The 25,578-nt window shown below is 66.2% G+C and carries 25 protein-coding genes; 10 read left to right on the top strand and 15 right to left on the bottom strand.

Annotation, left to right across the window (positions count from 1 at the left end):
* Positions 1 to 44: 44 nt before the first annotated feature.
* Positions 45 to 1,184 carry a glycosyltransferase family 4 protein gene (locus tag XI02_RS24130; protein WP_018271893.1) on the bottom strand — a complete coding sequence of 380 codons (1,140 nt, stop codon included), beginning with the start codon at positions 1,182 to 1,184 and terminating at the stop codon, positions 45 to 47.
* 3 nt (positions 1,185 to 1,187) lie between these two features.
* A complete protein-coding gene (locus XI02_RS24125; RefSeq protein ID WP_026192830.1) occupies positions 1,188 to 1,799 on the bottom strand; it encodes a polysaccharide biosynthesis/export family protein in 612 nt (203 codons plus the stop codon).
* A 175-nt stretch (positions 1,800 to 1,974) separates the two neighbouring features.
* On the opposite strand from XI02_RS24125, the gene XI02_RS24120 reads away from it, so the two are divergent.
* Positions 1,975 to 4,317 carry an exopolysaccharide transport family protein gene (locus tag XI02_RS24120; protein ID WP_018271891.1) on the top strand — a complete coding sequence of 781 codons (2,343 nt, stop codon included), beginning with the start codon at positions 1,975 to 1,977 and terminating at the stop codon, positions 4,315 to 4,317.
* A 9-nt stretch (positions 4,318 to 4,326) separates the two neighbouring features.
* Here the strand turns inward: XI02_RS24120 and XI02_RS24115 are convergent, their stop codons facing one another.
* Positions 4,327 to 5,307, bottom strand: coding sequence for a tripartite tricarboxylate transporter substrate-binding protein (locus XI02_RS24115; protein WP_041482866.1), 981 nt, complete (start codon positions 5,305 to 5,307; stop codon positions 4,327 to 4,329).
* A gap of 139 nt (positions 5,308 to 5,446) precedes the next feature.
* Between XI02_RS24115 and XI02_RS24110 the strand changes: the two genes are divergently transcribed.
* Positions 5,447 to 6,406, top strand: a complete 960-nt coding sequence (locus XI02_RS24110) for a LysR family transcriptional regulator (RefSeq protein ID WP_018271889.1) — start codon at positions 5,447 to 5,449, stop codon at positions 6,404 to 6,406.
* Between the two features lie 45 nt (positions 6,407 to 6,451).
* On the opposite strand, the gene XI02_RS24105 is transcribed toward XI02_RS24110, so the two are convergent.
* Positions 6,452 to 7,789 (bottom strand): MFS transporter, encoded by a 1,338-nt coding sequence (locus tag XI02_RS24105; protein WP_018271888.1) that lies wholly within the window; start codon positions 7,787 to 7,789, stop codon positions 6,452 to 6,454.
* Between the two features lie 323 nt (positions 7,790 to 8,112).
* On the opposite strand from XI02_RS24105, the gene XI02_RS24100 reads away from it, so the two are divergent.
* A complete protein-coding gene (locus tag XI02_RS24100) occupies positions 8,113 to 9,051 on the top strand; it encodes a LysR family transcriptional regulator (protein WP_016844957.1) in 939 nt (312 codons plus the stop codon).
* Between the two features lie 4 nt (positions 9,052 to 9,055).
* Here XI02_RS24100 and XI02_RS24095 read toward each other — a convergent pair whose 3' ends face one another.
* On the bottom strand, positions 9,056 to 10,249 hold the full coding sequence (locus XI02_RS24095; RefSeq protein WP_016844956.1) for a GNAT family N-acetyltransferase: 1,194 nt from the start codon (positions 10,247 to 10,249) through the stop codon (positions 9,056 to 9,058).
* Positions 10,250 to 10,416: 167 nt separating this feature from the next.
* Here XI02_RS24095 and XI02_RS24090 point away from each other — a divergent pair, with 167 nt between their 5' ends.
* Positions 10,417 to 11,445, top strand: a complete 1,029-nt coding sequence (locus tag XI02_RS24090) for a polysaccharide deacetylase family protein (protein ID WP_016844955.1) — start codon at positions 10,417 to 10,419, stop codon at positions 11,443 to 11,445.
* Here XI02_RS24090 and XI02_RS24085 read toward each other — a convergent pair.
* The gene (locus XI02_RS24085) at positions 11,442 to 11,651 is read right to left on the bottom strand and encodes a DUF2842 domain-containing protein (protein WP_016844954.1); all 210 of its coding nucleotides are present in this window, start codon (positions 11,649 to 11,651) and stop codon (positions 11,442 to 11,444) included. The two genes, XI02_RS24090 and XI02_RS24085, sit on opposite strands and share 4 nt — an antisense overlap.
* Positions 11,652 to 11,841: 190 nt before the next feature.
* On the opposite strand from XI02_RS24085, the gene XI02_RS24080 reads away from it, so the two are divergent.
* Positions 11,842 to 12,930 carry a COX15/CtaA family protein gene (locus tag XI02_RS24080; RefSeq protein ID WP_026192828.1) on the top strand — a complete coding sequence of 363 codons (1,089 nt, stop codon included), beginning with the start codon at positions 11,842 to 11,844 and terminating at the stop codon, positions 12,928 to 12,930.
* Positions 12,931 to 13,075: 145 nt separating this feature from the next.
* Here XI02_RS24080 and nadC read toward each other — a convergent pair whose 3' ends face one another.
* The 8 genes from nadC to XI02_RS24040 all read right to left on the bottom strand — a co-directional run bounded on the left by nadC (position 13,076) and on the right by XI02_RS24040 (position 20,895).
* On the bottom strand, positions 13,076 to 13,927 hold the full coding sequence (nadC, locus tag XI02_RS24075; RefSeq protein ID WP_016844952.1) for a carboxylating nicotinate-nucleotide diphosphorylase: 852 nt from the start codon (positions 13,925 to 13,927) through the stop codon (positions 13,076 to 13,078).
* The gene (locus XI02_RS24070) at positions 13,924 to 15,474 is read right to left on the bottom strand and encodes an L-aspartate oxidase (protein ID WP_018271886.1); all 1,551 of its coding nucleotides are present in this window, start codon (positions 15,472 to 15,474) and stop codon (positions 13,924 to 13,926) included. The genes nadC and XI02_RS24070 overlap by 4 nt, the downstream gene beginning before the upstream one ends.
* Positions 15,471 to 16,457, bottom strand: coding sequence for a quinolinate synthase NadA (gene nadA, locus XI02_RS24065; RefSeq protein WP_016844950.1), 987 nt, complete (start codon positions 16,455 to 16,457; stop codon positions 15,471 to 15,473). Before nadA ends, XI02_RS24070 begins: the two co-directional genes overlap by 4 nt.
* Before the next feature lie 54 nt (positions 16,458 to 16,511).
* Positions 16,512 to 17,468, bottom strand: a complete 957-nt coding sequence (locus tag XI02_RS24060) for a membrane protein (protein ID WP_018271885.1) — start codon at positions 17,466 to 17,468, stop codon at positions 16,512 to 16,514.
* Positions 17,469 to 17,482: 14 nt separating this feature from the next.
* Positions 17,483 to 17,890, bottom strand: a complete 408-nt coding sequence (locus XI02_RS24055) for a hypothetical protein (protein ID WP_018271884.1) — start codon at positions 17,888 to 17,890, stop codon at positions 17,483 to 17,485.
* A 157-nt stretch (positions 17,891 to 18,047) separates the two neighbouring features.
* Positions 18,048 to 19,328, bottom strand: a complete 1,281-nt coding sequence (locus XI02_RS24050) for an O-acetylhomoserine aminocarboxypropyltransferase (RefSeq protein ID WP_016840526.1) — start codon at positions 19,326 to 19,328, stop codon at positions 18,048 to 18,050.
* A 147-nt stretch (positions 19,329 to 19,475) separates the two neighbouring features.
* Positions 19,476 to 20,060: a CoA-binding protein gene (locus tag XI02_RS24045; RefSeq protein WP_016840525.1), complete on the bottom strand. Its 585-nt coding sequence runs from the start codon at positions 20,058 to 20,060 to the stop codon at positions 19,476 to 19,478.
* A 7-nt stretch (positions 20,061 to 20,067) separates the two neighbouring features.
* Positions 20,068 to 20,895 carry an enoyl-CoA hydratase gene (locus XI02_RS24040; protein ID WP_018271883.1) on the bottom strand — a complete coding sequence of 276 codons (828 nt, stop codon included), beginning with the start codon at positions 20,893 to 20,895 and terminating at the stop codon, positions 20,068 to 20,070.
* Positions 20,896 to 20,965: 70 nt separating this feature from the next.
* Here XI02_RS24040 and XI02_RS24035 point away from each other — a divergent pair, with 70 nt between their 5' ends.
* The 5 genes from XI02_RS24035 (at position 20,966) to XI02_RS24015 (ending at position 24,236) form a co-directional block, all read left to right on the top strand.
* On the top strand, positions 20,966 to 21,394 hold the full coding sequence (locus XI02_RS24035; protein ID WP_016840523.1) for a PaaI family thioesterase: 429 nt from the start codon (positions 20,966 to 20,968) through the stop codon (positions 21,392 to 21,394).
* Between the two features lie 153 nt (positions 21,395 to 21,547).
* Entirely contained in the window at positions 21,548 to 22,012 is a 465-nt protein-coding gene (gene rplM, locus XI02_RS24030; protein ID WP_016840522.1) for a 50S ribosomal protein L13, read from the top strand.
* Positions 22,012 to 22,488 (top strand): 30S ribosomal protein S9, encoded by a 477-nt coding sequence (gene rpsI / locus XI02_RS24025; protein WP_016840521.1) that lies wholly within the window; start codon positions 22,012 to 22,014, stop codon positions 22,486 to 22,488. The genes rplM and rpsI overlap by 1 nt, the downstream gene beginning before the upstream one ends.
* 249 nt (positions 22,489 to 22,737) lie before the next feature.
* The gene (locus tag XI02_RS24020; RefSeq protein WP_018271882.1) at positions 22,738 to 23,955 is read left to right on the top strand and encodes a GGDEF domain-containing protein; all 1,218 of its coding nucleotides are present in this window, start codon (positions 22,738 to 22,740) and stop codon (positions 23,953 to 23,955) included.
* A 44-nt stretch (positions 23,956 to 23,999) separates the two neighbouring features.
* Complete coding sequence (locus tag XI02_RS24015) at positions 24,000 to 24,236, top strand: hypothetical protein (RefSeq protein WP_018271881.1); 237 nt, start codon at positions 24,000 to 24,002, stop codon at positions 24,234 to 24,236.
* A 6-nt stretch (positions 24,237 to 24,242) separates the two neighbouring features.
* On the opposite strand, the gene XI02_RS24010 is transcribed toward XI02_RS24015, so the two are convergent.
* Complete coding sequence (locus XI02_RS24010; protein ID WP_026192827.1) at positions 24,243 to 25,376, bottom strand: AI-2E family transporter; 1,134 nt, start codon at positions 25,374 to 25,376, stop codon at positions 24,243 to 24,245.
* Positions 25,377 to 25,578: the final 202 nt, after the last annotated feature.

Genomic DNA, 25,578 nt, shown 5'->3' with positions numbered 1-25,578 from the left:
TAAGGGGACAAATCGGAAGAAACGGTTACGTGTGCAAGAAGTGGTTAACGTTTGGCAAATGCGTCGCGGTAGCCGGCCAGCACACCCTCGACCATTGCGCCCTGCGAGAAATGTTCCGAAATGCGCTCGCGCAGTCTCGCGGCGCGCGCCGTGGTCGCGGCGGGGTTGTCCAGCGCGGCCTTGATCGCATCGGCCATCGCGCCGGCATTGCTCGGCGCGAACAGGGCGTCGGTGTGGGTATCGAAGATCTCCGGGATGCCGCCGACGTCGGCGGCGATCATCGGAACGCCGGCAGCGGCAGCCTCGATCACCACATAGGGCATCGAATCGCCGCGCGAGGGCACCACCAGCAGGTTGCCCTTGGAGAAACCGTAGCGCGCCTTGACGTGACCGATGAAGCGGACGGCCTCACCGAGCGACAGCCGCTTCACCTGCTCCTTGAGGCGCTCGAATTCCTCGCCGTCACCGCCGAGCGTCAGCGTCACCGGCTTGCCTTCGGCGCGCAGCTTCGCCACCGCGTCGATCAGGAGATCGGCGCCCTTGATGCGCCGGAACTCGCCGACATAGGCCACGTCGGTGGCATCGTCGGCGCCGGGGACCGGTTCGAATTCCTCCGCGGTGACGCCGTTGAACACGCAGCGCACGAGGCCTGCCGGCTTGCCGACGGTGCGCTGATAGGTGTCGCGGGCAAACGCGCTCTCGAACAGGAACAGGTCGGTGCTGTTCATCAGGGTGCGCTCGAGCTGGCTGTAGAAGCGGCCCTTCCAGGTGTCGAGCGGGTAGTGCAGCGAGCCGCCATGCGGCGTGTAGACCCGGATCACCTTGCTCGACCGCCGCCGCAGCCGGACATAGGCGCCGGCCTTGGCGCCATGCCCGTGCACGACATCGGGTTTCAGCTTGCGGATCAGGCCGGCGATGTGGGCCCAGACCATGAAATCGGCGAAGCGCGGCTCGCGGCGTATTGCCACGCGGTGGACGCCGAGCTTGAGCCGCGGCTCGATCTCGGCAAGCGCCGCGTCGGCCCGCGCGCCGCCGGTCAGGCTGTCGGCGACGATGCCGACATGATGGCCGCGTTCGATCTGGCCGTTGGCGACGTCGAGGATGTGACGAATGATGCCGCCGACCGGGGCACGGACGACATGCAGGATGCGGAGCGGCGGTTGCTGGGTTTGATCCTGCGCCATCGATCAGAACCAGCGCTCGCCGACGAACACGGTGTCACCCGGGCCGATCGGCGTGCCCAGCGGAGCGACGAAGCGGCCCGCGCCCGATGCATCGGTGTGGGTGAGGGTGACCTCGTCGCGCCTGGCGCGCGGCGAGAAGCCGCCGGCGATCGCGACCGCGCTTTCGACCGTCATGTTGGGCACATAGGGATACTGGCCGGGGGCCTGGACCTCGCCGAGGATGAAGAACGGCCGGTAGGCCTCGATCTCGACCGCGACCGACGGCTCGCGGATGAAGCCGTTGCGCAGCCGTGCGGTGATCTCGGCGGCAAGCCTGGCAGGGGTGCGGCCGCGCGCCGGCACCGAGCCGATCAGCGGCATGGTGATCGCGCCCGCGGCGTCGATCGCATAGGCGTTGGTGAGCCCTTCCTGGCCATAGACCACAACGCGGAGCTTGTCGCCGGGGCCGAGATTATAGCCCTCGCGCGTCGGTGCGGGATCGGCATAGGCCACGGGCGCAGCATACGCCATCGGTTCGAGACCGGGGTCGCCGGCGACCGGCGACGTTCGGCCCATGCACCCCGACAGCACGAGCGCAGCGACCAGACAAATAAGGGGAGCGCGCAGATCGCGCATGCAAGGAATCCCGCGACAATATCGGCTCCGATTAACGGCACCCATGGTTAACAAAGAATGACGGGGCGGGTGGTGGCGGCCATGCCCGTCAACCCCACCGATTAACCCAGCGGCAACCTTAATGGACTGTAATCGCCCCATTGAGATGGAGTCGCGGTATCCGCGGGGGTTTGTTATGCGTTTTGCATTCTGGCGTAGAGGCAAGGATAAGGCCGTCGTGCAACGGGCGTTGCCGAAGTCTGCGCCCGTCGCCGACGAAGCTGTCGTGAAGGCGGCTGCGCCCAAGCTTGCTTCTGACAAGCCTGCGCCTGACAAGCCGGCGCGTCCGGCGGAGGCGGCCGATCTCGACCTGCACGTGCTCGGCCGCGCGCTGGCGCGCAAGCGCGGCTGGATCATCGTGCCGTCGGTGCTGGTGTTCGCGCTGTCGCTTGCCGCGGTCAACGTCGTGACGCCGCGCTACAAGTCGGAAGCGCGAATCCTGATCGACAATCGCGAGAACGCCTTCCTGCGTCCGAACGGCGAGCGCGACCTGGAGCGGACCTCGCTCGACGCCGAGGCGGTGACGAGCCAGGTGCAGCTGTTGCTGTCGCGCGATCTCGCGCGCGACATCATCAAGAAGAACAAGCTGGCCGAGCGTCCGGAGTTCGATCCGGTGCTGCGGGGCTTTTCGCCGCTGAAGTCACTGCTGGCGCTGTTCGGCATCGGCCGTGACCCGTTCAGCCTGACGCCGGAAGAGCGGGTGCTTGATTCATATTACGAGCGCTTCCAGGCTTTTGCGGTCGACAAGTCGCGCGTCATGGTGATCGAATTCCAGTCCGAGGATCCCGAGCTCGCGGCGCGCGTCGCCAATTCGATCGCGGACGGCTATCTCGTGCTGCAGCAGGCCGCGCGGCAGGACCAGGCCAAATCCGCCAGCACCTGGCTGCTCGGCGAGATCGACAAGCTGCGCACCAAGGTCGCGGATGCGGATTCGCGCGTCGAGGAATTCCGCTCGAAGTCGAGCCTGTTCGTCGGCACCAACAACATCCCGCTGTCGAACCAGCAGATGGGTGAGCTGAACACGCAGCTCAACAATGCCCGCGCGCTGAAGGCGGATGCCGAGACCAAGGCGCGGCTGATCCGCGAGATGCTTCAGGGCGGCAAGCCGATCGAGGCGTCGGAGGTGCTCAACTCCGAGCTGATCCGCCGGCTCGCCGAACAGCGCGGCACGCTGCGCGCGCAGCTCGCCGAGCAGTCCTCGACGCTGCTCGACAACCATCCGCGCATCAAGGAATTGAAGGCGCAGATCGCCGATCTCGACCGGCAATTGCGTGAGGAAGCCGGCAAGGTTTCGCGCTCGCTGGACAATGACGCCCGCGTCGCCGATGGCCGTGTCATGGCGCTGCAGGCGAGCCTGGACCAGTCGAAGAAGCAGGCGTCGTCGAGCAATAGCCAGGACGTGCAGCTGCGCGGGCTGGAGCGTGAAGCCAAGGCGCAGCGCGACCTGCTGGAGGCCTATCTCGCCAAGTATCGCGAAGCGACGGCGCGCGAGAACATCGAGGCCGCGCCGACCGACGGCCGCATCATCTCGCGCGCCTCGGTTTCGAATACGCCGGCTTATCCGAAGAAGCTGCCGATCGTGCTGATCGCGACGCTGGCGACGCTGCTGCTGTCGTCCGGCATCATCATCACGGGTGAGCTGCTGCGCATCTCCGCGCCCGGTGCGGTTGGCCGCGCCTTCGCGCCGGCGGCCGCCGTGATCAGGCGCCGCGAGCCCGTCATGGATGCCGCAACGGCGGACCAGACCGCGCCGGCGCTGCCGCCTGAACCGGCGCTCGCGTCGCCGGTCGTGTCGAAGCCGGCGGTGGAGCCCGAATTGCCGCTGGAGCCTGCGGCTGCCCATGAACCTGAGCCGCAGCCTGCGTCCGCCGAGGCCGCCGACGAGATCGATGAGCTCGCCGAGCGCCTCGTCGCTGCCGGTCCCGCCGCCCACAAGGTCACCGTGCTCGGCCCGGCCGCGGCTGAGAGCGTTACGCTGACCGCCCTGACGCTGGCGCGTCTGATGGCGCGCCAGGCCAAGGTCGTCGTCGTCGATCTCGTCGCGTCCTCGCCGGTGCTGACGTCGGCGACCGTCGATCCCGCGGCGCCCGGCCTTGCCGAATTGATGCAGGGCGAGGCGACCTTCGCGCAGATCATCACCAAGGATCGGCAGTCGCGTGTTCAGATCGTCAGCGCCGGGCGTCCGGGCTTCGATCGCTCGCATCTGCAGTCGCCGCGGCTCGCACTTGCGATCGACGCGCTGCTCAGGGTCTACGATCACGTGCTGCTCGACGCCGGTTCGGCCGTCGACCTGCCGGCCGAACTGCTGACCGCGAAGGCGCAGGCGGTCGTGGTGCCGGACGCCGCCATGGCGCAGGACGCTCGCCACTCGATGATCGAGCAACTCACGGCGGTCGGCTTCGCCGAAGTGACGATGCTGAGCAAGCCCTGCGCGGCGTCGGAAGCGGCCGTGAGGGGCCCGCGGGTGGTGGCCGCCTGACCGCCACCGTCAGCCGGTCGGGGTAAATCCGGTCGCGCGCACGATCCCTTTCCAGCGATCGGATTCGGTGGCGAGCAGTCGGGCAAAGTCATTCATCGCGATTGCGTCGACGTCGATCGACAGTTTGGCCATGCCGGACTTGACCTCCTCGGTGCGCAGTGACGCCTGGATCGCGCTGTTGAGTTGCGCGACGATTGCCGGAGGCGTCTTCGCCGGCAGGAAGATGCCGAACCAGGTCACGTCCTGAAGCGCGGGGTAACCGGCTTCCGCCACCGTCGGCACATCGGGGAGAGATTTGAGACGGCTGGGACCGGTCGTCGCCAGAGCGCGAAGCTGTCCGGACTGGACCTGGCCCAGCAGGCTGTCGATCGGCATCACCGCCGATGCGATCTCGCCTTTCAGGAGATCCTGAACCGCCCCTCTGCCTTGATAGGGCACGTGGAGATAGTCGAAGCCCGCGGTCCGGCCGAGCATCGCACCGATGAAATGCAGCGTGGTGCCGACGCCCGGCGTGCCGTAGGTCGCCTGCGTCGGGTTGGCGCGGCACCAGGCGACGAAGTCGGCGAGGCTCCTGACGTCGTTCGGGACTTTCGGGCCGACCGCCAGCAGCGTCGCGAATGAGCCGACGGTCGAGACCGGCGTGAAGTCCTGCGGTGCGTATGCGAGCGATTTGTAGGTGTGCGGAAACAGCGCGATGAACCCGAGCGGCGCGAGCAGCATGACCGATCCATCGGCCTCGGCGTTCTTCACGGTCTCGATCGCAATCCGGCCGCTGGCGCCGGGCCGCGTCTCAACGACGATGGAGTCGGCATAATCCTTCATCTGCCCGGCAACGAGCCTTGCGACGGCGTCCGGCAATCCGGGCGTGTAGCCGGTCAGGATATGGGCGGTCTTCAGGCGGGGCTGCGCGGCGACTGGCCGGACCAGGCCCGCGGCGGCGAGCGCGGCACCGGCCGCTGACGCGGTCAGGACGTCGCGACGGGTCAACATGCATGCCTCCATGGTCGTGGAGCCGCGCCGTCCGGGGCGCGACGATCTGCGTCATCGCGCGCGGAGGATGCGTGAGGCGGGGATAAACGTCCAATGCTAGTGTCTGAGGCGTCCATAACCGTTTTGGTAAGGATCGCTGATGCAGGACATCGAGCGTGCCCGACGCCGGATCAAGCTGCGCGACCTGCACATCCTGCTCGTCATCGCGCAGCGCGGCAGCATGGCGAAGGCTGCCGCGGAGCTCGCAGTGTCGCAGCCGGCGATATCGCGGGCGGTCAGCGACATGGAGCACGCGCTCGGACTTCGGCTGTTCGATCGTTGCCGTAACGGCATCGAACTGACGGCCTATGGCCATGCTCTGGTGCGACGCGGGGTCTCGATCTTCGACGAGCTTACCCAGGGCTTGCAGGAGCTCGAGTTTCTGGCAGATCCCAGCGTCGGGGAGTTGCGCATCGGCAGTACGGAGAGCATCGCAGCGGGCTTGCTTCCGGCGGCGATCGACCGCTTCACGCGGCGGCACCCCGGCATCCGCATCAATGTCGCGCAGACCGTTCTCAGCGATCTGCGTTACCGCGAACTGCGCGAGCGCAACATCGATCTGTTGCTTGGATGGACGCCGACGCCGTTTGACGAGACGGACCTGGCAGTCGAGCCCTTGCTCGATGATCGGCGCGTCGTGGTCGCGGGAAGGCGAAGCAAATGGGCGCGTGCATCCAGGCTCGAATTGGCCGACCTCGCAGACGAGCGCTGGGTGTTGCCTCCGCCGGACACCTTTCCCGGTTCCGCGGTGGCGGAGATGTTTCGCGAAGCCGGAATGCAGATGCCAAGCGCGCCGGTCACGACGCTGTCGCTTCATTTGTGCTGCCGGCTCGCCGCGACCGGCCGCTTCATCACCGTGCTGCCGGGCTCGGTCGCGCGGTTTGCCGGCGGCGATCTCGGCCTGAAGGTGCTTCCGGTTCAGCTTCCGCGAGCGGCCGCCGTCTCGGCCGCGATCGTCACGTTGAAAGGCCGCACGTTGGGCCCGACCGCTGAGATCTTCATCGCCTGTATCCGCGAGGTCGCCAAGGCGGCCGCGAGCAAAGCGGCCGCCGGCAAGTGACGGGCATTACAGGCGCCGTTCCCTTCCGGTGCAGGCGCCCGATGCCTAGTGCGCCATCATCGGCTGGCGCGCGGTTCGCTCGAGCACCGGATCGATCCGCAGCCTGATCGTGACCAGCGCGCCGATCAGTCCCATCACGGCGAGCAGCAGCAGCCCCGCCGTAAAGCTGCCGGTCAGGTCCTTCAGATAGCCGACGGCGAATGGGCCGGCAAAGCCCGACAGGTTGCCGAGCGAGTTGATCGCGGCAATGCCTGCCGCCGCTGAGGCGCCGGTCAGGATGCCGGCCGGCATCGGCCAGAACATCGGCGGCACTGCCGACACGCCGATTTGCGCAAGGCAGAGCAGAGCGACGATCAGTATCGGATTCGACACCAGCCCGGCGAGGCCGATGCCGACGGCGGCGAGCGTCAGCGCGCCGGCCACATGGTATCGCCGCTCGCCGGTCTTGTCGGAATGGCGGCCGAGCAGCACCATGCCGACCGCGCCGAACACGAAGGGCAGGGCCGCGATCAAGCCGGTCTGGGTGTCGGTGACGCCAAACGCCTTGATGATGGTGGGCAGGAAGAAGGCGACGCCGTAGCTTGCCGCGTTGAGGCAGAAATACACGAAGGCGCAGGCAAGGACCCGCGAGTCGGTGAGCGACTGCAGAACGGAAATATGCTCCACGGCCTCGGTTTGCTGCCGCTCGCGCTCAAGGGTGGTCTGGATCCACTTGACCTCGTCGAGCTGCAGCCAGCTGGCCTGGCGCGGAAAGTCGGGAAGGAAGGTCAGGACAGCGAAGCCGACCAGGACCGATGGCAGTGCCTCGCAAACGAACAGCCACTGCCATCCGGTCAGGCCGGCGCCCGACAGGTTGAGCAGCAATCCCGAAATGGGCGCCCCGATGATGCTCGAGATCGGGATCGCGAGCATGAACAGGCTGATGACGCGCGCGCGGTACACCGACGGGAACCAGAGCGTCAGATAGAAGATGATGCCGGGGAAGAAGCCGGCTTCGCAGGCGCCAAGCAGGAGGCGCAGGAAGTAGAAGATCCACTCGCTCGACAGGCCGCTCGCCGCAGACATCTGCGGGATGAAGGCAAATGCGGCCGAGACGATGCCCCAGCTGATCATGATGCGGGCGATCCAGCGCCGTGCACCGAACCGTTCCAGAAGGATGTTGGAGGGCACCTCGAAGAAGAAGTAGCCGATGAAGAACAGACCGGCGCCGAGCCCGTAGGCGGCCTCGCTGAGGCCGAGCGCCGCGTTCATGTGCAGCTTGGCGAAGCCGACATTGACGCGATCGAGATAGGCCACGAAGTAACACAGGATGAGGAACGGAATCAGCCGCCGCATCATCTTTCCGATCGCGCGCTTCTCGACATCGTCGCTCATCGTTCCCATCCCTTCCTGTTTTTCGAATCGACAGACGATCCCTGCGCTGTTCGGGGCGGCACCTGGCGCACCCGCAGCGGTTCGTCGCGTTGCTCTTGCAAGTCTTCTTCATTGTTGTGTAATCGACTGCCGCGTGACTAATGGCATTTGGGAATGGAGCCACGGCGAAACTGTCATGATGCACCGCGGTATAAACGCGGGAACCCTGGAGCGTTTTCCAGCGAAGTGGCTGCTCGTTCGCGCCAAGAAAACGCCTCAAAGCAGAATCTGGAGCCCTGTTCCGGTTTAATCGGAACGGAAGAGGCTCTTGCCGGGCAGGATGGTGGCGGGCTGTGATCAATAATCTGAAACTGCGCCAGCTGCGCCTGCTGGTCGCTCTCGACAATGAGCGCAAGTTGCAGCTCGCCGCCGAGCGGTTGAACATCACCCAATCCGCTGCATCGAAGATGCTCGCCGAAATCGAGGCGCTGGCGCGGGTTCCCTTGTTCGAGCGCACGGCGCGCGGCGTCGAACCGACGGCCTATGGGTCGATCCTGATCCGTGGCGGCAAGAGCGTGCTCGCCGATCTCGACCAGGTCACCGATGAGTTCGCGGGCTACAAATCCGGTGAGCTCGGCACTGTCTCCGTTGGAACAGTCGCCAAGCCGAGCATCGACCTCGTCGTCGACGTGATCCAGTATCTCGGCGAGAAGCTGAATCGGGTGAACATCTCGCTCGATGTCAGCACCAGCCCGCCATTGATCACGAGACTGCTGGCGCTCGAGTTCGATTTCGTCGTCGCCAGGATTCCCGCCGGCATCGATCCCCGGCAGTTCGACTATTTTGAGATCGGCGCGGAGGAGGCAGTGCTGCTCGTCCGTGCGGAGCATCCGTTGGCCGGCCGCGAGACGGTCGAGCTGGAGGACATGGCCGACCAGCAATGGATCTGCCAGCCGCGCGAATCCTTCATGCGCCAAGCGCTGGAGAGGCTGTTCATGAGCCGCGGCGTGACGCCGCCGCGCCGGGTCATCAACACCGAGTCGTTTTTCGCCTCGGTCGGAATTGCCGCGGGCATCGACGCGATCGTGCCCGTCCCCATGCTGGTGTTCGATCTGGTCGATCCGCAGCGGTTCAAGGTGCTGCGCCTGCGCGACAGGCTGTTGTTGGAGAATTACGGCCTGATCAAGCTGCGCAAGCGTGCGCTGTCACCCGCCGCGGCATTGCTGTTCGACGCGATGAAGCGGCTCGGCGTACCGAATGGCGGCGCAGAGCAGGGCGACGCGGCGAGCTGAACGCTCAGCGGAACATGCTGCGCAGGTTCTGGGCAATCTCGAACAGCGCCGGATTTTGCTTCACCGCGCGCTTGGCGCGATTGATGGCCGACAGCGCGCTGGCCGCCGGCTTGCCGCGCAGGCTGAGCGGAACGAAGCTGTCGACGACGGCTTCATCGTCCTTGCAGAACAGCCGCTTGTACTCGTCCGAGCCGATGCCGAGATCGAGAGCGCGGTAGTTCAGGCCGGCATGGCGGTCGATGATATCGCGCATCAGGATCAGGCCGGGGCTGAACTTGGAATTGGCCGACATCGTGTAGGTGTTGAACATCATCGAGAAGCGATGGCCGTCGGATACGCCGGCGAAGATCGCGATCACTTCCTCGTCGCACTCCAGCGCGTGGATGTCGATCGCATAGCCCTCGCCATCGGCGCGCGGCGCGAGGCAGGCGGCACGAACAAATTGCTCGATACCCGGCTCGGCGAACACGTTCGGCAGCTTCTGCTCGGCCATGCGCTGCGGCTTGACGCGGAAGAACCAGTCGAGCAGGCGGCAGACATCGGCGCTCTCGCTCGCGACGTAATAGCGATAGCCGGGCAGCGCCTGCAGCTTGCGCTCCTTGCCCTTGAGGCGGCGGCGGAACGAGTTGCTGACCAGCGTCGCCGGTGCCGCGCCGGGCTCGATCGCCAGCACCGGGCAGTCGTTGACCGAAGGCTGATGCGCCAGCAGCGCCAGCGGATTCGGCAGGTCCTGCCAGCGCAGCGGCTGCTGGCAGAGCACGAGCGCATCGGCGCGGGAGCGTTCGGCGATCGATCCGATCAAAGCCGCGATGTCGGCTTCCGTCGCGTTGGCGGCGAAATCCTTCGCGCACAGCGCCATGTTGAAGGTCGCATGCTTGCCGCCCATGAAGCTCGCGCAGTTCGCGCCGAGGCGGGCCTCGATTGCGAGCGGCAGCAGCAGCAGCGGGCGGCGTTCGCTGTCATGAGCGACGACGATGAAGGGCCGCAGGCCCTCGCGCTCGCCGACCTGGCGCTGCCAAGCGGCAAGGAAATCGAACCGCTGATAGGGCGTGTAGCTGTGCTGCGGTGTCTCGAAGCCGCGCCAAGTCGCTTCGGCCGCGGTGAGATCATGAAAGATGTCGACGCCGGCAACGCGGATTGCGTTCGGCCACGCCCGCGTCTCAGCCGTCTGGCCTTCGATTGCCGCCGCCATGGTCATCTCGGAATCCGAAATTTTAGGGTATTAATTTACAGTTCTCGGCTGGGGCCGACCTTCGCAGGGAAATGTCAACAAAGAGTAAGAACAATGCCGCGGCGGTGCGCGGGAACCGCCTGACGAGGACGGGGATCTTGGCGCCGGACAGCGGGATTTTACGACGGGCCCGGATGGAGCTCGCGTATTTCAGTGGCGCCTTCAGGCTGCGGGAACGCGAGAGCGGCGGCGCCGGGGTGATCCTGCGCTTCGCCCGCGTTCGTCCCGCGCGACGCGGCCGGTTTCAGCCGCTGAAGTCCGAGGAGATCACGCCGGCATTCCTCGATCGCACGATCCGCGCGCTGAAGCGCTGGCGGTATGACATCGTCGGGATCGACGAGGCTTGCCGCCGCGCGGTGACCTTGCCGGAGCGTCGGCGCTTTGCCTGCCTGACCTTTGACGGCGCCAGCAAGGACATCGTCACCCATGCCTGGCCGGTGCTCGCCAGGCACGGCGTTCCCTTCGCGCTCTATCTCCCGACGGCCTTTCCCGATGGCGTCGGCGTGGCGTGGTGGCTGGTGCTGGAGGAGATCATCGCGCGCGAAAACCGCATCAGCATGATGATCGATGGCCGGGAGCGGCACTTCGCGATTGCAAATCTCTCGGACAAATACGAGCTGTTCGATTTCCTGTCCGGCTGGCTGCGCAAGCTGCCGCCGTCGGACCTGTCCTACGCGCTGAATGATCTCGCCAGGCGCTATTCGGCCGACGCGGCCCAATCGTCACGCAATGCGTCACTCGACTGGCAGGATCTGGCGAAGCTTGCGGCCGATCCGAACGTGACGTTCGGCAGTGCGACCGTGAACTATCAGGCGCTGTCGAGCCTCAGGGATGCCGACGCGCAGCGCGAGATGGCGATGGGCAAGGCGGTGGCCGAGAGCGCGCTGCGGCGGCAAGTCAGGCATTTCGCATTCCCCTTCGGGGACCGCGAAGCATTCGGCCGTCCGCATGTCGTGATGGCCGAGGAGGCCGGCTTTGCCAGCGCGGTGTCGACCATCTCCGGGGTCGTCGAGGCGCAGGGCCGCACCAACCTCCACGCGCTGCCGCGCATCGCATGGGACGGCCGCGTGCGCTCGCTGCGGATGATGCGGGTGCTGCTGTCGGGCGTGATGTTCGCGCCGGTGCGGCCGACGCGCAGCGCGCGCAACCAGAGCGTTATTTAGGCGCGGTCGGGCCGCGACATCCAGGCGACGATCGGCATCGCCGGCAGCACCCAGCCGAGGCCCGCGACGACGTAGAAGATCGCCTGCAGCAGCCCCGAATTGGCAAGCCACGGCGTCTGGGCGACCGTCATGCCGAGCAGCGACCACACCACCACCAGGATCAGCAGGAAGATGGTTCCGAGCAGTTTGCGGGTGCGTATGGCCATGGCGGATATGTGCAACTCGTGATCAGGGCGTTTTCGAGCGAAGCCGACACCGGTTCGCACAAAGAAAACGCGTCAAAACAACATTCTGGAGCTTCGTTCCGAATTGATCGGAAACGAGGCTCCGGGCGGCGCTTGCGCCGCGGGCGCCGCGGACTATAAGGGGCTCGAAAATCCAATCAAGTCAGGGCAAATGGCCGGTATTTCCGCAAAGACATCGCAGCTCCGCGCCGTCAGGGTATGGCTGGTCGCGGTCGCCGCCCTGATCGCGCTGATGGTCCTGGTCGGCGGCGCCACGCGGCTCACCGAGTCCGGCCTGTCGATCGTCGAATGGAAGCCGGTGACCGGCGCGCTGCCGCCGCTGACCGAGGCGCAGTGGACCCAAGCCTTCGAGGGCTACAAGCGGATCCCGCAATATCGCGAGCTCAACGCCGGGATGACGCTCGCGGACTTCAAGACGATCTTCTGGTGGGAATGGAGCCACCGGCTGCTTGGCCGCGTGATCGGCGCGGCCTATTTGCTGCCGTTCCTGTATTTCCTGTGGCGCGGCGCGGTGAGCGGCGAACTCGGCCGGCGGCTATGGGTGATTTTTGGCCTTGGCGCACTGCAGGGCGGCGTCGGCTGGTGGATGGTCGCGTCCGGCCTCTCGGAACGCATCGAGGTATCGCAGTATCGGCTGGCGACCCATCTGGTGCTGGCGCTCCTCATCTTCGCGGCGATCGTCTGGACGCTGCGGCGCCTGACGGACCGTCCTTCCGTGATCGCGCCGCTCAGGCTGAAGATCACGAGTGCGGTGCTGCTCGTGCTGACCTTCGTGCAGCTCTATTTCGGCGCGCTGGTCGCGGGGCTGCGCGCGGGCAGGGTTTATAATACCTGGCCCGACATCGACGGCGGCTTCATTCCGTCGGCTGACCGGCTTTGGTTCGAGACACCGTGGTGGCGCAATCTGTTCGACAACACGCTGACGGTGCAGTTCGAACATCGCATGACCGCCTATCTGCTGTTCGTGCTGGCGATCGCGCATGCGATCGATGCCATGCGCGCGCGCGCCGGCGGCGCTGTCGTCGCGGGGGCCTGGTGGCTGGTTGCGGCGATCACGCTGCAGGCGACGCTCGGCATCCTGACGCTGCTGCATCAGGTGCCGATCGATCTGGCGCTGACGCACCAGGCCGTTGCCATCGTCGTGCTGACGCTCGCGGTGCTGCAGGCCGAGCGCTTCGCCGCGCGCCGGACCGAACGGGACCAGCCGACCCTCGTGCCGGTCGGCCAGCCTGGTTTCTGACTGAACGAAAATGGTTCTCTTTCGTCATGGCCGGGTTTGTCCCGGCCATCTACGTCTTTCTTGCGTGGATGCCCGGCACAAGGCCGGGCATGACGGAGCTAGACGATGCAGCCCGATTTCATCGATCGCATTTCGAGCCAGCCTCTCAGGACAGATAGTCGAGCCCGATATCGAGCGCAGCCGAGCTGTGGGTCACCCAGCCGACCGAGATCAGGTCGACGCCGGTTGCGGCAATCGCTGCGGCCATAGCCGCGGTGACGCGGCCGGAGGCTTCGGTGAGCGCCTTGCCGCGCGCCATGTCCACCGCCTGGCTGAGCTGCTCGGCCGTCATGTTGTCGAGCAGCACCGCGTCGACGCCGAGCGTCAGCGCCTCCTCGAGCTGCGACAGCGTGTCGACCTCGACCTCGATCTTGACGAGATGGCCGGTATTGGCCTTGGCGCGCTCGATCGCGGTGCGGATGCCGCCGGCGAGCGCGATGTGGTTGTCCTTGATCAGCACGGCATCGTCGAGGCCGAAGCGGTGATTGCCGCCGCCGCCGGCGCGCACCGCATATTTCTCCAGCGCACGCAGTCCCGGCGTGGTCTTGCGGGTGCAGACGATCTGCGCGCGGGTGCCCGCCACGGCCTTGACCAGCGTGGCGGTGGCGGTGGCGACGCCGCTCAGATGGCAGAGGAAGTTGAGTGCGGTTCGTTCCGCGGTGAGCAGGCTGCGGGCCGGGCCGTCGATGATCGCGATGACCTGGTCGGGTTCGACCGCGCTGCCGTCGGGCCGTTCGGCGCGCAGCGTGATGGCCGGCGACACCGTCTGGAAGGCCGAGCGCGCGACGTCGAGCCCGGCGATCACGCCGGGCTGCCGTGCCCGCATCACCAGCCGCGCCTGCTGGCCGGCCGGCACGATGGCATCTGCAGTGATATCGCCGGCGCGGCCGAGATCCTCGCGCAGCGCCGTCTGCACGATCGGCTCATAGATCAGGGGCAAGAGGGGATTGAGGGTCATGACAGGGCACTCCAGGCAAATGGCGTGGATTCGACGATGTCGCGCGCGGCGGCGAGTGCATCCACGCGGGTGAGGGACGACGGAACGGCCGACGCAGCGGTGTGCGGGAAATCGCTGCGGAAGTGGCCGCCGCGGCTTTCCTCACGCCTGATTGCGGCAATCGCGACCATCAATCCGATCAATGCTGCATCGGACGCCACACTGTGACCGCATGCGAGTGGATAGAGGCTGCGGATCGCGCGGGCGATCCCGTCGCGGTCGCGCAGGACGCCGAGCCCCTGGGTGAGGATCGGTCGCACGGCGGAGGGATCGGAGGCCTGTGACATCGCGTCGTCGCGCAGCATGGCGCGCGGGCCTGCACTCACGCTTTCGATGCTCTCGGCGACCCAGCGCGCGCAGACGATCGCTTCCATCAGCGAGTTGCTGGCGAGCCGGTTGGCGCCGTGCAACCCGGTGCGTGCGGCCTCGCCGCAGGCCCACAGGCCCTGCACCGTGCTGCGGCCAAAACCATCAACCGCGATGCCGCCCATGTGGTAGTGAACCGCCGGCCGGATCGGGATCAGATCATGGGAGGGATCGATGCCGGCCATCTTGCAGAACGCGCTGATCACGGGATAGCGCTGGGCGAAATCCACGCCCGGGTGCTTGCGCGCGTCGAGGAAGGTGCGATGCCCTGCGGCGCGATGGCGCCACACGGCGCGCGCGACGATGTCGCGTGGCGCAAGCTCGGCGCCGGGCTGATCGGCCATGAAGCGCTGGCCGGTCTCGTCGATCAGCACCGCGCCGTCGCCGCGGATCGCCTCGGTCAACAGCGGCATCGGCCGCGACGGCCCGTCGAAGGCGGTCGGATGAAACTGGACGAACTCGATGTCCGACAGTTTCGCGCCGGCATGTGCGGCGAGCGCGAGCCCCTGGCCGAAACATCCGCCGGGATTGGTGCTGTCGGCGTACAGCCCGCCGATGCCGCCGGTCGCGATCACGACGCGGTTGGTCGCGATCGTCAGCGCGCCACTTGCGCTCGCTGCAAGCACGCCCCTGACCGCGTTGTCCTCGACGATCAGCCGGCGCGCCTCGACGCCTTCCAGCAGCGTGATCGACGGCGTCTGGCGGACTGCCGCGATCAGCGCGCGCATGATCTCCCGGCCGGTGCCGTCGCCGGTGGCGTGCACGATGCGGTTACGGCGGTGTGCGGCCTCGAGCCCGAGGCGCCAGCTGCCGTCGGCGTGCCGGTCGAAGGCGACGCCGAGCCTCGCCAGCTGTTCGACGGCGGCGGGCGCGGCGTGGACGATCCGGCTCGCGGCGGCCGCATCGCAAAGGCCGGCGCCGGCCGCGAGCGTATCGGCGAGATGCAGGGCAGGGCTGTCATCGGCGCCGACCGGCGCGGCAAGGCCGCCCTGCGCCCACATGCTGGAAGCTTCCGCGCCGAGCGGCGATTTCGACAGCAGCACGACCCGCTCGGGCGCGAGCTGAAGCGCGGTCATCAGCCCGGCGGCGCCGCCGCCGATGATCACCGGGCGGCCGTTGAGATCGGAGATATCGGTGCTCATATCGCCAGCATCCTTTCGACGCTCTTGCGCGCGCGATCGGCGATCGCAGGGTCGATGGTGACCTCGTGCTGGTTGGTCTCCAGCGCGTGGCGGATGTTCTTCAGCGTGATCCGCTTCATGTGCGGACAGAGATTGCAGGGGCGGACGAAGTCGACGTCGGGGTTTCGTGCCGCGATGTTGTCGCTCATCGAGCATTCCGTCAGCAGCACGACGCGCGGCGGACGTTTGCTCTCGACGAACGACTGCATCGCAGCCGTCGAGCCGGCAAAGTCCGCTTCAGCGACCACCTCGGGCGGGCATTCCGGATGCGCCAGGATGGTGACATCGGGATGATCCTCGCGCAGCTGACGCACGTCGTCGGCGGTGAACAGCTCGTGCACCTCGCAGTGGCCCTTCCAGGCGATGATCTTCTTGCTGGTTTGCTTGGCGATGTTCTGCGCAAGATATTCATCCGGCAGCATGATGACGCGCTCGGCGCCGAGCGATTCAACCACCTTCAGCGCATTGCCTGACGTGCAGCAGATGTCGGACTCGGCCTTCACCGCGGTCGAGGTGTTGACATAGGCGACGACCGGTGCGTCCGGGTAGCGCGCGCGCATCAGCCGCACGTCCTGCGCCGTGATGGAATCCGCCAGCGAGCAGCCGGCCTTGAGGTCGGGGATCAGCACGGTCTTGGCCGGATTGAGCAGCTTCGCCGTCTCGGCCATGAAATGCACGCCCGCGAGCACGATGACATCGGCGTCGACCTTGGTCGCTTCCCGCGCGAGCAACAGGCTGTCGCCGACGATATCGGCAACGCCGTGGAAGATTTCCGGCGTCTGGTAGTTGTGCGCCAGCACCACCGCATTGCGGCGGCGTTTGAGCGCGAGGATCGCATCGACGTCCTCGGCGAACGTGGCCCATTCGAACGGCGGGATGACGCGCTTGACGCGCTCATAGAGCGGCGCGGTGCGGGTGAGCAGTTCGGTATCGAGTGCAGCCATTTATACTCTCCGTGAGCATAAGATGGCTTATACTTATCCTGAGCATAAGGCGTGTCAAGTGCGCGAAAGCGGGAGCTTGGTGCCGGCGACGGCCCGCTCGGCCAGCACGGCATGGCGGAAACGGAACAGCTTGGCCGGCCGGCCGACGGTATCGGCGGCCATTGCGCCAGTCTCTTCAACGAGTTCCTGCTGCTCGATCAGCCGGCGGAAGTTCTGCTTGTGGACCAGCCGGCCTGCGAGCGCCTCAACACTGCGTTGCAGTTGCAGCAGGGTGAACTCGGCCGGCATCAGCTCGAATACCACCGGACGGTATTTGATCTTCGCGCGCAGCCGCGCGATCCCGGTCGCGAGAATGCGGCGATGATCCGCCGTCATCGGCTTGCCCGGCACGATCGGCGCCTCGCGGCCGTGCGCGCGCCCGGCTTCCGGGATCAGCGCGGCCTCGTAGAGCAGCTCATAGCGCTGCAGCACCAGCTCCTCGTTCCAGTCGCGATCATCGAGGCCGAAGGTGATAGCGCAGCGCTGCCAGCGCTCGCGCTGCAGCGTTGGCGACTGTGCTGCCTTCGCCCATGCCTTCAGCTTCGGCGCGATGATCCTTGCCAGGCAACTCGGTGCGCCGGCGCGATGATCCTCCCAGGGGAAGTAGTCGTACCAGCCGGACCAATGCGCCTCGAAGCCTTCGCCGACACGATCCTCGCGGGTCAGGCCGAGATAGCTGATCGAGACGCTGTGCAGCCCCTTGGTGTCGCCGGAGCGGCCGCGGTCGGCAAAGGTGTAGAGCTGTTCGACATAGCCGAGCGGGTGGCCGGTCTGCGCTTCGACCCAGGCCCGCAGCGCGGTCTGCAGCGAGCGATGGGTGAACTCGAACGGGCCGCTCGGCAGCGCGGAGCCGCCGGCGATGGTCATGATCTTCGGCGTGCCCTCGGTGACGGCGACCAGCACCGCGACGAGATCGGCGGTCACCGCGTTGCCCGAGGCCGGTGCGCTGGATTTCTGCGGCGATCTGGCCACCCGATCGTTCCGCGCTAGCAGTAGCCGTAGACGCCGCAGGCGTAGGGCAGGCGGTCCCAATAGGTCACATAGGCACCGCCGTAGTACGGGCCGAAATAGTTGTAGGAGTGCCAGTTGCCGTAATAGCCGGGCAGCGACGACGACCCCGGCAGCAGCGGTTCGCCGGGTACGAACGGGATGTACGGCTCGGAATTGAGCGGGATCACCACGGGCTGCTCGACGACCACGAGCTGGCGTCCGCGCCGCACATAGGTCGGCGACGTGATGGTGGTGCGGTAGGCGTAATGCCGGTGCGGCAGGCCCGCCGGCAGCTGGCGCGCGGCCTTGACGGTCGCGCTCTTGGCGACGGCCGGGCCGTCGGCGGCGTCAGCAGGCGGGATCGCAAACAGCGCGATCGCGAGCGGCAATGTCCAGCGCAGCATCAATGGTCTCCCGAATCATCCGGAGCCTATCACTGCCAGTTTAAGCCGGATTGAACGTTAACGAGAGGCCCGTCGGTATTAAGCGTTAACGGGAGGCCCGTCGCCTTGGCCAAGTTGCCGGAGCGCTGCGGCGCACGGCTCCGGAACAATTGCGGGATCAGGCGCGCAGGGCCTGGTCGAGGTCGGCGATCAGGTCTTCCTTGTCCTCGATGCCGATCGAAAGCCGCACCACCTCGGGCGCCGCGCCCGACCTCACCTTGGCGGCGTCGTCGAGCTGGCTGTGGGTGGTGGAGGCCGGATGGATCACCAGCGAGCGGGTGTCGCCGACATTGGCGAGATGCGAGAACAGCCTCAGGTTCGACACCAGATTGACGCCGGCGTCATAGCCGCCCTTCAGGCTGAAGGTGAACACCGCCCCGGCGCCCTTCGGCGCATATTTGCGCTGCAGGGCGTTGTACCTGTCGCCGGGCAGGCCGGCATAGTTCACCGCCGACACGGCGGGGTGGGTGGAGAGGAATTCCGCCACCGCCTTGGCATTGTCGCAGTGCTTCTGCATGCGCAGCGGCAGCGTCTCGATGCCGGTCAGGATCATGAAGGCGTTGAACGGCGACAGCGCCGGGCCGAGGTCGCGCAGGCCGAGCACGCGGCAGGCGATCGCGAAGGCGAAGTTGCCGAAGGTCTCCTGGATCCGGATGCCATGATATTCCGGGCGCGGCTCGCTCAGCATCGGATATTTGTTGTCCTTCGACCAGTCGAAGGTGCCGGCGTCGACGATGATGCCGCCGAGCGAGTTGCCGTGACCGCCGAGGAACTTGGTCAGGGAGTGCACGACGATGTCGGCGCCGTGATCGATTGGCTTGATCAGATAGGGCGAGGCCAGCGTGTTGTCGACGATCAGCGGCACGCCGGCCTTGCGCGCAACGGCCGCGATCGCCTCGATGTCGGTGATGCTGCCGGCCGGGTTGGCGATCGACTCGATGAAGATCGCCTTGGTGTGCGGCGTCACCGCGCGCTCGAAGCTCTCGATCTCATCGGGGTCGGCCCAGGCCACATTCCAGCCGAACGCCTTGAAGGCGTGCGTGAACTGGTTGATCGATCCGCCATAGAGCTTGCGCGCGGCGATCACCTCGTCGCCGGGCTTCATCAGCTGCTGCAGCACGACGAGCTGCGCTGCGTGACCGGAAGCGACGGCGAGCGCCGCGGTGCCGCCTTCGAGGGCTGCGACACGTTCCTCGAGCACGGCATTGGTCGGGTTGCCGATGCGGGTATAAATGTTGCCGAATGCCTGCAGGCCGAACAGCGAGGCCGCGTGGTCGGCGTCGTTGAAGACGAATGACGTGGTCTGGTAGATCGGCGTCGCCCGCGCGCCGGTGGTGGGATCAGGCTGCGCGCCGGCGTGCACGGCAAGGGTGGAAAATCCCGGAAGGCGATCGGTCATTCTTTGTATCCTGTTGTGGCCTGGTCGAAACGCGCGGCATGCTGATGGCGGCGGCGCCCGCCGTCAAGCGAGTTGGGCACACCGCCGGTTTTTGGAGGGGCATCCCGCGCTATACCGGACGATCGCAGCGATTATTCCGCCGCGATGTCAGGTCGTCTCGGTCTTGTTCTTTGCCGCGCGGTCGGATGCCGCGGTCTGTCCGCCGCCGAAGCTCGTGCGGTTGAGCGACAGCCGCATGCCCTGCGTCGGGATCGGCGCGCGCTTGGAGCTCAGCGTGCGCGAGTTGACGCCCATCCACGAGATCTCGGACGACAGCCGGCCATACTCGATCTTCGGGCAGCGGTTCATCACCACCTTGAGGCCCGCGGCTTCCGCCTTCTCGGCCGCGGCGTCGTCGCGCGCGCCAAGCTGCATCCAGATCACCTTCGGCAGCGGCGACAATGTCAGCGCCTCGTCGACCACCGGCATGATGTGGCTTGAATTGCGGAAGATGTCGATCATGTCGATCGGCCGATCGATGTCCGCAAGCGAGGCGACGAACGGCTTGCCCATCAGGGTCTTGCCGACATGGCCGGGGTTGACCGGGATCATGTCGTAGCCGCGCTGCGCCAGATATTTGAATGCGAAATAGCTCGGCCGCACATTGACCGGCGATGCGCCGACCATCGCAATCGTCTTGACGTTGTTCAGGATGCTGCGGATGTAATTGTCGTCGTAGGCGTCGTGATTCATTTCGATCTTACTTGTCTTGCCACTTCGGATCGCGCTTCTCGATGAAGGCGCCGATGCCTTCCTCGGCGTCGCGCGCCATCATGTTTTCGGTCATCACCTCGGCGGCGAAGCGGTAGGCGTCGGCGAGGTTCATCTCGGCCTGACGATAGAACGCTTCCTTGCCGAGCTTGACGGTGTAGGCCGATTTCAGCGCGACCTTCTCGGCCAGCGCGATCGCGGCGTCGCGTTCGGTGCCCGCGGAGACCACGCGGTTGACGAGGCCGATGCTCTGCGCCGTTGCCGCCGAGACCGGCTCTCCGGTCAGCAGCATCTCCATCGCCTGCTTGCGCGGCACGTTGCGCGACAGCGCCACCATCGGCGTCGAGCAGAACAGGCCGATGTCGACGCCCGGCGTCGCGAACGCCGCCGCTTCGGAGGCGACCGCGAGGTCGCAGCTTGCGACGAGCTGGCAGCCGGCCGCGGTGGCAATGCCCTGGACGGCGGCGACCACCGGCTTCGGCAGGCGCACGATGGCCTGCATCATCGCGCTGCAGGCGTTCATGATTTGCGCGAAATAGGCGCGGCCGCGGTCGGCGTCGCTGCGGCGCGCGGTGAGCTCCTTGAGGTCGTGGCCGGCACAGAACGCCGGGCCGTTGGCGGCGAGCACGACGGCGCGGATGCGCTTGTCGCCGCCGATCTCGTCCAGCGCGACGTGCAGCTCGGCGATCAAGCCCTCGGAGAGGCTGTTGCGCGCTCCCGGCCGATTGAGCGTCAGTAGCGCGATACTGCCGATGGTCTCACGCAGCAGGATCGGCTGGTGTTGCGGCGCTTCGGCGCGGGCGGCTTGGACGGACATGATGAAATTCCACTTTGGTCTCTGTGACAACTTAATGTAACAGGCAGGCTGAAGCGAGGGCAGGGACGGCATGGCGACTGCGAAAATGAGCGTGGCTGACGTGGAGGAGTTCCTGCGGAGGGAATTCCCGCAGGCGTTCGTCCACGACGATGTCCGGATCGAAAGCGCCGACGGCGAGACGGCCCTGCTGCGCCAGCGCTTCAGCGAGCGCATGCTGCGGCCGGGCGGTACGGTGTCCGGGCCGACCCTGATGGGGCTGGCGGATTTCGCGATGTACGTGGTGCTGCTGTCGGCGATCGGGCCGGTCGGCCTTGCCGTGACCACCAACCTCAACATCAACTTTCTGCGCAAGGGCCAGCCGGGGCAGGACGTGCTCGCGGTGGCCAAGCTGCTCAAGCTCGGCAAGCGGCTCGCGGTGGGCGAGGTCAACCTGCTCTCCGGCTCGTCTCCCGATCCCATTGCCCATGTCACGGCGACCTATTCCATTCCAAATCAATAGGCTTTTCTACGGTATTATTGCACCATATTTGCAAACTATTGTTTTCTCTGATGTAATTCGAGTGCGTGGGCGTTGACGCGCGCCCGGCGCTTCTCTAGAAAGCTGCCCAGTTCGGCGCATACGGCGCCGATTTCCTTTTCACGGATTTCACACATGAGCACGTTCTCGGCCAAGCCCGCCGAAGTGACGAAGAAGTGGGTCGTGATCGACGCCAAGGGTCTGGTCGTCGGTCGTCTTGCCACGCTCGTCGCGATGCGCCTGCGCGGCAAACACTTGCCCACCTACACCCCGCATGTCGATTGCGGCGACAACGTCATCATCGTCAACGCCGCGCATGTGGTGCTGACCGGTCGCAAGCGCGACCAGAAGACCTACTACAAGCACACCGGCTTCATCGGTGGCATCAAGGAGCGCACCGCGAAGCAGATCCTCGAGGGTCGCTTCCCCGAGCGCGTCGTCGAGAAGGCGATCGAGCGCATGATCCCGCGCGGTCCGCTCGGCCGCATGCAGATGGGCAATCTGCGCGTCTATCCGGGTGCCGATCATCCGCATGAAGCGCAGAGCCCCGAGAAGGTCGATATCGCTTCCCTGAATCGCAAGAACACGAGGGCCGCATAATGTCCGATACGTTGCAGTCCCTCGACCAGCTCTCGCAGGTCAAGCCGGCCGCGCCCGACGCGCCGAAATACATCAAGAAGGTCGACAAGTACAACCGCGCTTACGCCACCGGCAAGCGCAAGGACGCGGTCGCCCGCGTCTGGGTCAAGCCGGGCTCCGGCAAGATCTCGGTCAACACCCGCGAGTTCGAAGTCTACTTCGCCCGCCCGGTGCTGCGCATGATGATCCAGCAGCCGCTGGTCGCTGCCGCCCGTAACGGCCAGTACGACGTGATCTGCACCGTCGCCGGCGGCGGTCTTTCCGGCCAGGCCGGTGCTGTCCGCCACGGCATCTCGAAGGCGCTGACCAACTTCGAGCCCGAGCTGCGCGGCGTCCTCAAAAAGGGCGGCTTCCTGACCCGCGACAGCCGCTCGGTCGAGCGCAAGAAGTACGGCAAGGCGAAGGCCCGCAAGTCCTTCCAGTTCTCGAAGCGCTAATTCGAGTTGTAAAATTCGCGGCAGTTGCCGCAGGCATCGAGTTGCAGAGGGCGCCGCAAGGCGCCCTTTTTGCTGCACCCGACCGGTCGTGCTTCGGCGCGAATTAGCGCAGTTTTTCATGAAAACTTGCGTGTGCGTGCAAACGAAATTGGAACTCGCACCTTCTAGCTTGCGGGCTCGCAGTGGCGCTGCATCACCGTATTTATTTGCGCCTGCGAACGTTGCATCACACCGGGCTGGGGTGAGTTCATGTCGTTCGATCCATCGACACTTTATTTGTTCGCCACCATGGTCGCGGGCATGCTCGGCGCCATGCTGTGGTTGTTCGGCAGGCAGGAGAACATTTCCGCACTGAAATGGTGGGGCACCGCCTATCTGCTCGGCGCGGCCTCGGTCGCGGTCTGGACGGTCGGCAGTTCGACGCTCGATCCGATGGTTCTGCTGGGCCTCAATGCGATCGGCTTCGCCGCCTGCGGCCTGGTCTGGAATGCCGCGCGCATTTTCCACGGCCGCAAGGCCAGCCTGCTGGGCCTCGTGCTCGGCCCGATCGCATGGATCGGCGCGATGACGACGGTTGAGGATCCCGCGATGCGCCTGACGATCGGCGCCGGGATCGTCGCGATCTACGCCGCGCTGACCGCCTCCGAACTGTGGAGCGAGCGCCGCCGTGCGATGCAGCGGCGCTGGCTTGCGATCGTGATCCCGGTCGCGCACGGTTGCGTCCTGATGCTGCCGATCCTGGTCGGCGACCTCCTGCGATTGAACGGCCAGAATTTCGTTTCCAGCTTTTGGGTTACGCTGTTCTCGATCGAGCTCGTGCTGTACGCGATCGGCACGGTGTTCGTGATCTTCATGATGGTGTCGGACCGCGCGGTGGCCGTGCACAAGACGGCTGCGTCGATCGATCCCCTGAGCGGCATGCTCAACCGCCGCGGCTTCACCGAGGCCTGCGCCCGGGTGATCGAGCGCGAGTCCGTTGCCGGCCGGCCGGTCACCGTGATGATCTTCGACATCGATCACTTCAAGTCGATCAACGACCGCTTCGGCCATCCCGCGGGCGACGAGATCCTGAAACTGTTCTCCGCCGTGGTAGTCAACAGCCTCAGGATCAGCGATCTGTCGGGCCGGATCGGCGGCGAGGAATTCGCGGCGCTGCTGCCGTGCTCGCTGGAGGAAGGTGTGCTGGTCGCCGAGCGCGTGCGCGAAGCCTTCGAGAACAGCAACATCACCTGCGAGGAAGGCGCGGTCGACACCACGGTCAGTATCGGCGTCGCCGGCGGCCCCGCCGGCACCGAACTCGAGGTGCTGCTGGCCTCGGCCGACACCGCGCTCTACCAAGCCAAGCGCGGCGGCCGCAACCGCGTCGAGGCGGCGGAGGAATTGCCGCTCTCGCTGGAGAACTGGCGGCGCAAGACCGCGGGCCTGCCGGCTTCGGCGCGGCAAAAGCCGGCAAGCGTCCGGGCATGAGTGTGGTAACGAGTGGTTAACCATTCGATCCCATGCTTTCGGGCATGGAGTCGATCCGCCCCCGCAATCCGCAGTCAGCCCTGATGTCGCTCGAAGCGGATGCGGTTTCGGCGCGCAGCGGTTTCGCCTGCCTGTTCTCGGACTCCAATGAGTACGAGACCGCGCTGATCGCCGAACGGCGCGCCCAGGGGCGATACCAGCCGCCGAAGAGCCGCTGGCCGATGGTGATGCTGGCCGGCGTGATGCTGATGGTCGCGGGAACCGTGCTGCTGCTCTCCTGACGTGGGTCACGCGGCCCGCGCCGGCTCCTCCGTCTTGAAGTGATCGATCATCACCTTGGCGATCGCCATCAGCGGCAGCGCCAGCGCCAGCCCCCAGATGCCGAACACGACGCCGAGCAGGATCTGGAACGCGAACAGCGTCGCCGGCGGGATGTCGAGCGCCTGGCGCTGGATGATCGGCGTCAGCACGTAGCTTTCCAGCGCGTGGACGCCGAGGAACAGGATGAAGGCCGACAGCGCCGCGATCCATCCTGTCGCAAGGCTCGCCAGCACCACGATCAGCCCGCCGAGGATCGCGCCGACCGTCGGGATGAAGGCGAGCAGGCCGGCCTGGATGCCGAGGATGAACGAACTCGGAATGCCGATGATGGCAAGCCCGATCCAGGTGACAAGGAACACCGCCGTCATCGTGATGATCTGCGCGATCAGCCAGCGCTCCAGCGTCTCGCCGATGCGGTCGACGATGATTGTCGCCTGCGCGCGGTACTTCGCCGGCGCGATGAACAACAGTCCGGCGCGGTAGATGCTTGGCTGGGCCGCGAAGGCGAGCCCGAGAAACAGCACGATGAAGAAGTTGCCGACGACGCTGACGGTGCCGAGCAGCACCTTCAGCGTCTGGCTGATGATGGCGCCGCCGCTGGAGGCCAGCGCGCCGGCGCCGGGGATGCCATGGGACTGGGACGATGGGGGCGTCGTCGTTGTCGTCACGGCGGTGCCTTCGCCCTTCGCCTCGCCGGCGGCATTGGTGAAATCGAGATAGCTGGTGTCGACCCCGTGCTGTTCGAGGAAGTCCTTGACGCTGCCGAGCTGCGATTTAATCGTGTTGCTCAGCACCGTGGCCTGCTGCGCGATCGTGGTGCCGCCGAGGAACACGATGCCGGACAGCAGCCCGGCCATCGCCAGGCAGACGATCGCAAGCCGCAACGCGTGGGGCAGCTTGGTCAGCCGGCCGAGCAGGGTGGTCATGGCATTGAGGGCGACCCCGAGCAGCATGCCCGCGAACAGCAGGAACAGGGTGGCGGCGAAATGCCAGGCGAAGGTCAGCAGGGCCGCGAACAGCACCACGCCGATCCCGCCGACGGCGATCGCCCATGCCAAGTCGTTGCGGGCCTGCAGGCGATGGTCAGCCGAGTCTGTCACGGGTGATTCCCCCTTCGCGACGGTCCGAAGCAGTCTTTGGCGAAAACCCCGCCGGGATCAAGCTGGCGGGACCGTGCCGGTTTGCCGCTGACGCGCTGCGGCGCCGGGCGCGATTGGTGGTGCCGTCCGGCCGGCTTTGGGTCCCGAGGGGTGCGAATCTGTGCAGGACTGCAAGCCCCCCTGTGCAGATATAGACAGTTGA

Origin of the sequence: Bradyrhizobium sp. CCBAU 21365, from assembly GCF_015291305.1 — a bacterium.
Taxonomy (GTDB): Bacteria; Pseudomonadota; Alphaproteobacteria; order Rhizobiales; family Xanthobacteraceae; genus Bradyrhizobium; species Bradyrhizobium elkanii.
The sequence above is the reverse complement of the archived record's forward strand: the minus strand, read 5'-3'. Positions and strand labels throughout refer to the sequence as shown.

Excerpts from the sequence above, each read along its gene's own strand:
- XI02_RS24020 (WP_018271882.1), top strand. The coding sequence starts at position 22,738 with ATGTCGTTCGATCCATCGACACTTTATTTGTTCGCCACCATGGTCGCG.
- XI02_RS24080 (WP_026192828.1), top strand. The coding sequence starts at position 11,842 with ATGGCCGGTATTTCCGCAAAGACATCGCAGCTCCGCGCCGTCAGGGTA.
- XI02_RS24040 (WP_018271883.1), bottom strand. The coding sequence starts at position 20,895 with ATGTCCGTCCAAGCCGCCCGCGCCGAAGCGCCGCAACACCAGCCGATC.
- XI02_RS24105 (WP_018271888.1), bottom strand. The coding sequence starts at position 7,789 with ATGGGAACGATGAGCGACGATGTCGAGAAGCGCGCGATCGGAAAGATG.
- XI02_RS24045 (WP_016840525.1), bottom strand. The coding sequence starts at position 20,060 with ATGAATCACGACGCCTACGACGACAATTACATCCGCAGCATCCTGAAC.
- XI02_RS24130 (WP_018271893.1), bottom strand. The coding sequence starts at position 1,184 with ATGGCGCAGGATCAAACCCAGCAACCGCCGCTCCGCATCCTGCATGTC.
- XI02_RS24110 (WP_018271889.1), top strand. The coding sequence starts at position 5,447 with ATGCAGGACATCGAGCGTGCCCGACGCCGGATCAAGCTGCGCGACCTG.
- XI02_RS24070 (WP_018271886.1), bottom strand. The coding sequence starts at position 15,474 with ATGAGCACCGATATCTCCGATCTCAACGGCCGCCCGGTGATCATCGGC.
- XI02_RS24095 (WP_016844956.1), bottom strand. The coding sequence starts at position 10,249 with ATGACCATGGCGGCGGCAATCGAAGGCCAGACGGCTGAGACGCGGGCG.
- XI02_RS24115 (WP_041482866.1), bottom strand. The coding sequence starts at position 5,307 with ATGTTGACCCGTCGCGACGTCCTGACCGCGTCAGCGGCCGGTGCCGCG.
- nadC (WP_016844952.1), bottom strand. The coding sequence starts at position 13,927 with ATGACCCTCAATCCCCTCTTGCCCCTGATCTATGAGCCGATCGTGCAG.
- nadA (WP_016844950.1), bottom strand. The coding sequence starts at position 16,457 with ATGGCTGCACTCGATACCGAACTGCTCACCCGCACCGCGCCGCTCTAT.
- rpsI (WP_016840521.1), top strand. The coding sequence starts at position 22,012 with ATGTCCGATACGTTGCAGTCCCTCGACCAGCTCTCGCAGGTCAAGCCG.
- XI02_RS24035 (WP_016840523.1), top strand. The coding sequence starts at position 20,966 with ATGGCGACTGCGAAAATGAGCGTGGCTGACGTGGAGGAGTTCCTGCGG.
- XI02_RS24125 (WP_026192830.1), bottom strand. The coding sequence starts at position 1,799 with ATGCGCGATCTGCGCGCTCCCCTTATTTGTCTGGTCGCTGCGCTCGTG.
- XI02_RS24085 (WP_016844954.1), bottom strand. The coding sequence starts at position 11,651 with ATGGCCATACGCACCCGCAAACTGCTCGGAACCATCTTCCTGCTGATC.
- XI02_RS24090 (WP_016844955.1), top strand. The coding sequence starts at position 10,417 with ATGGAGCTCGCGTATTTCAGTGGCGCCTTCAGGCTGCGGGAACGCGAG.
- XI02_RS24050 (WP_016840526.1), bottom strand. The coding sequence starts at position 19,328 with ATGACCGATCGCCTTCCGGGATTTTCCACCCTTGCCGTGCACGCCGGC.
- XI02_RS24055 (WP_018271884.1), bottom strand. The coding sequence starts at position 17,890 with ATGCTGCGCTGGACATTGCCGCTCGCGATCGCGCTGTTTGCGATCCCG.
- XI02_RS24120 (WP_018271891.1), top strand. The coding sequence starts at position 1,975 with ATGCGTTTTGCATTCTGGCGTAGAGGCAAGGATAAGGCCGTCGTGCAA.
- rplM (WP_016840522.1), top strand. The coding sequence starts at position 21,548 with ATGAGCACGTTCTCGGCCAAGCCCGCCGAAGTGACGAAGAAGTGGGTC.
- XI02_RS24015 (WP_018271881.1), top strand. The coding sequence starts at position 24,000 with ATGGAGTCGATCCGCCCCCGCAATCCGCAGTCAGCCCTGATGTCGCTC.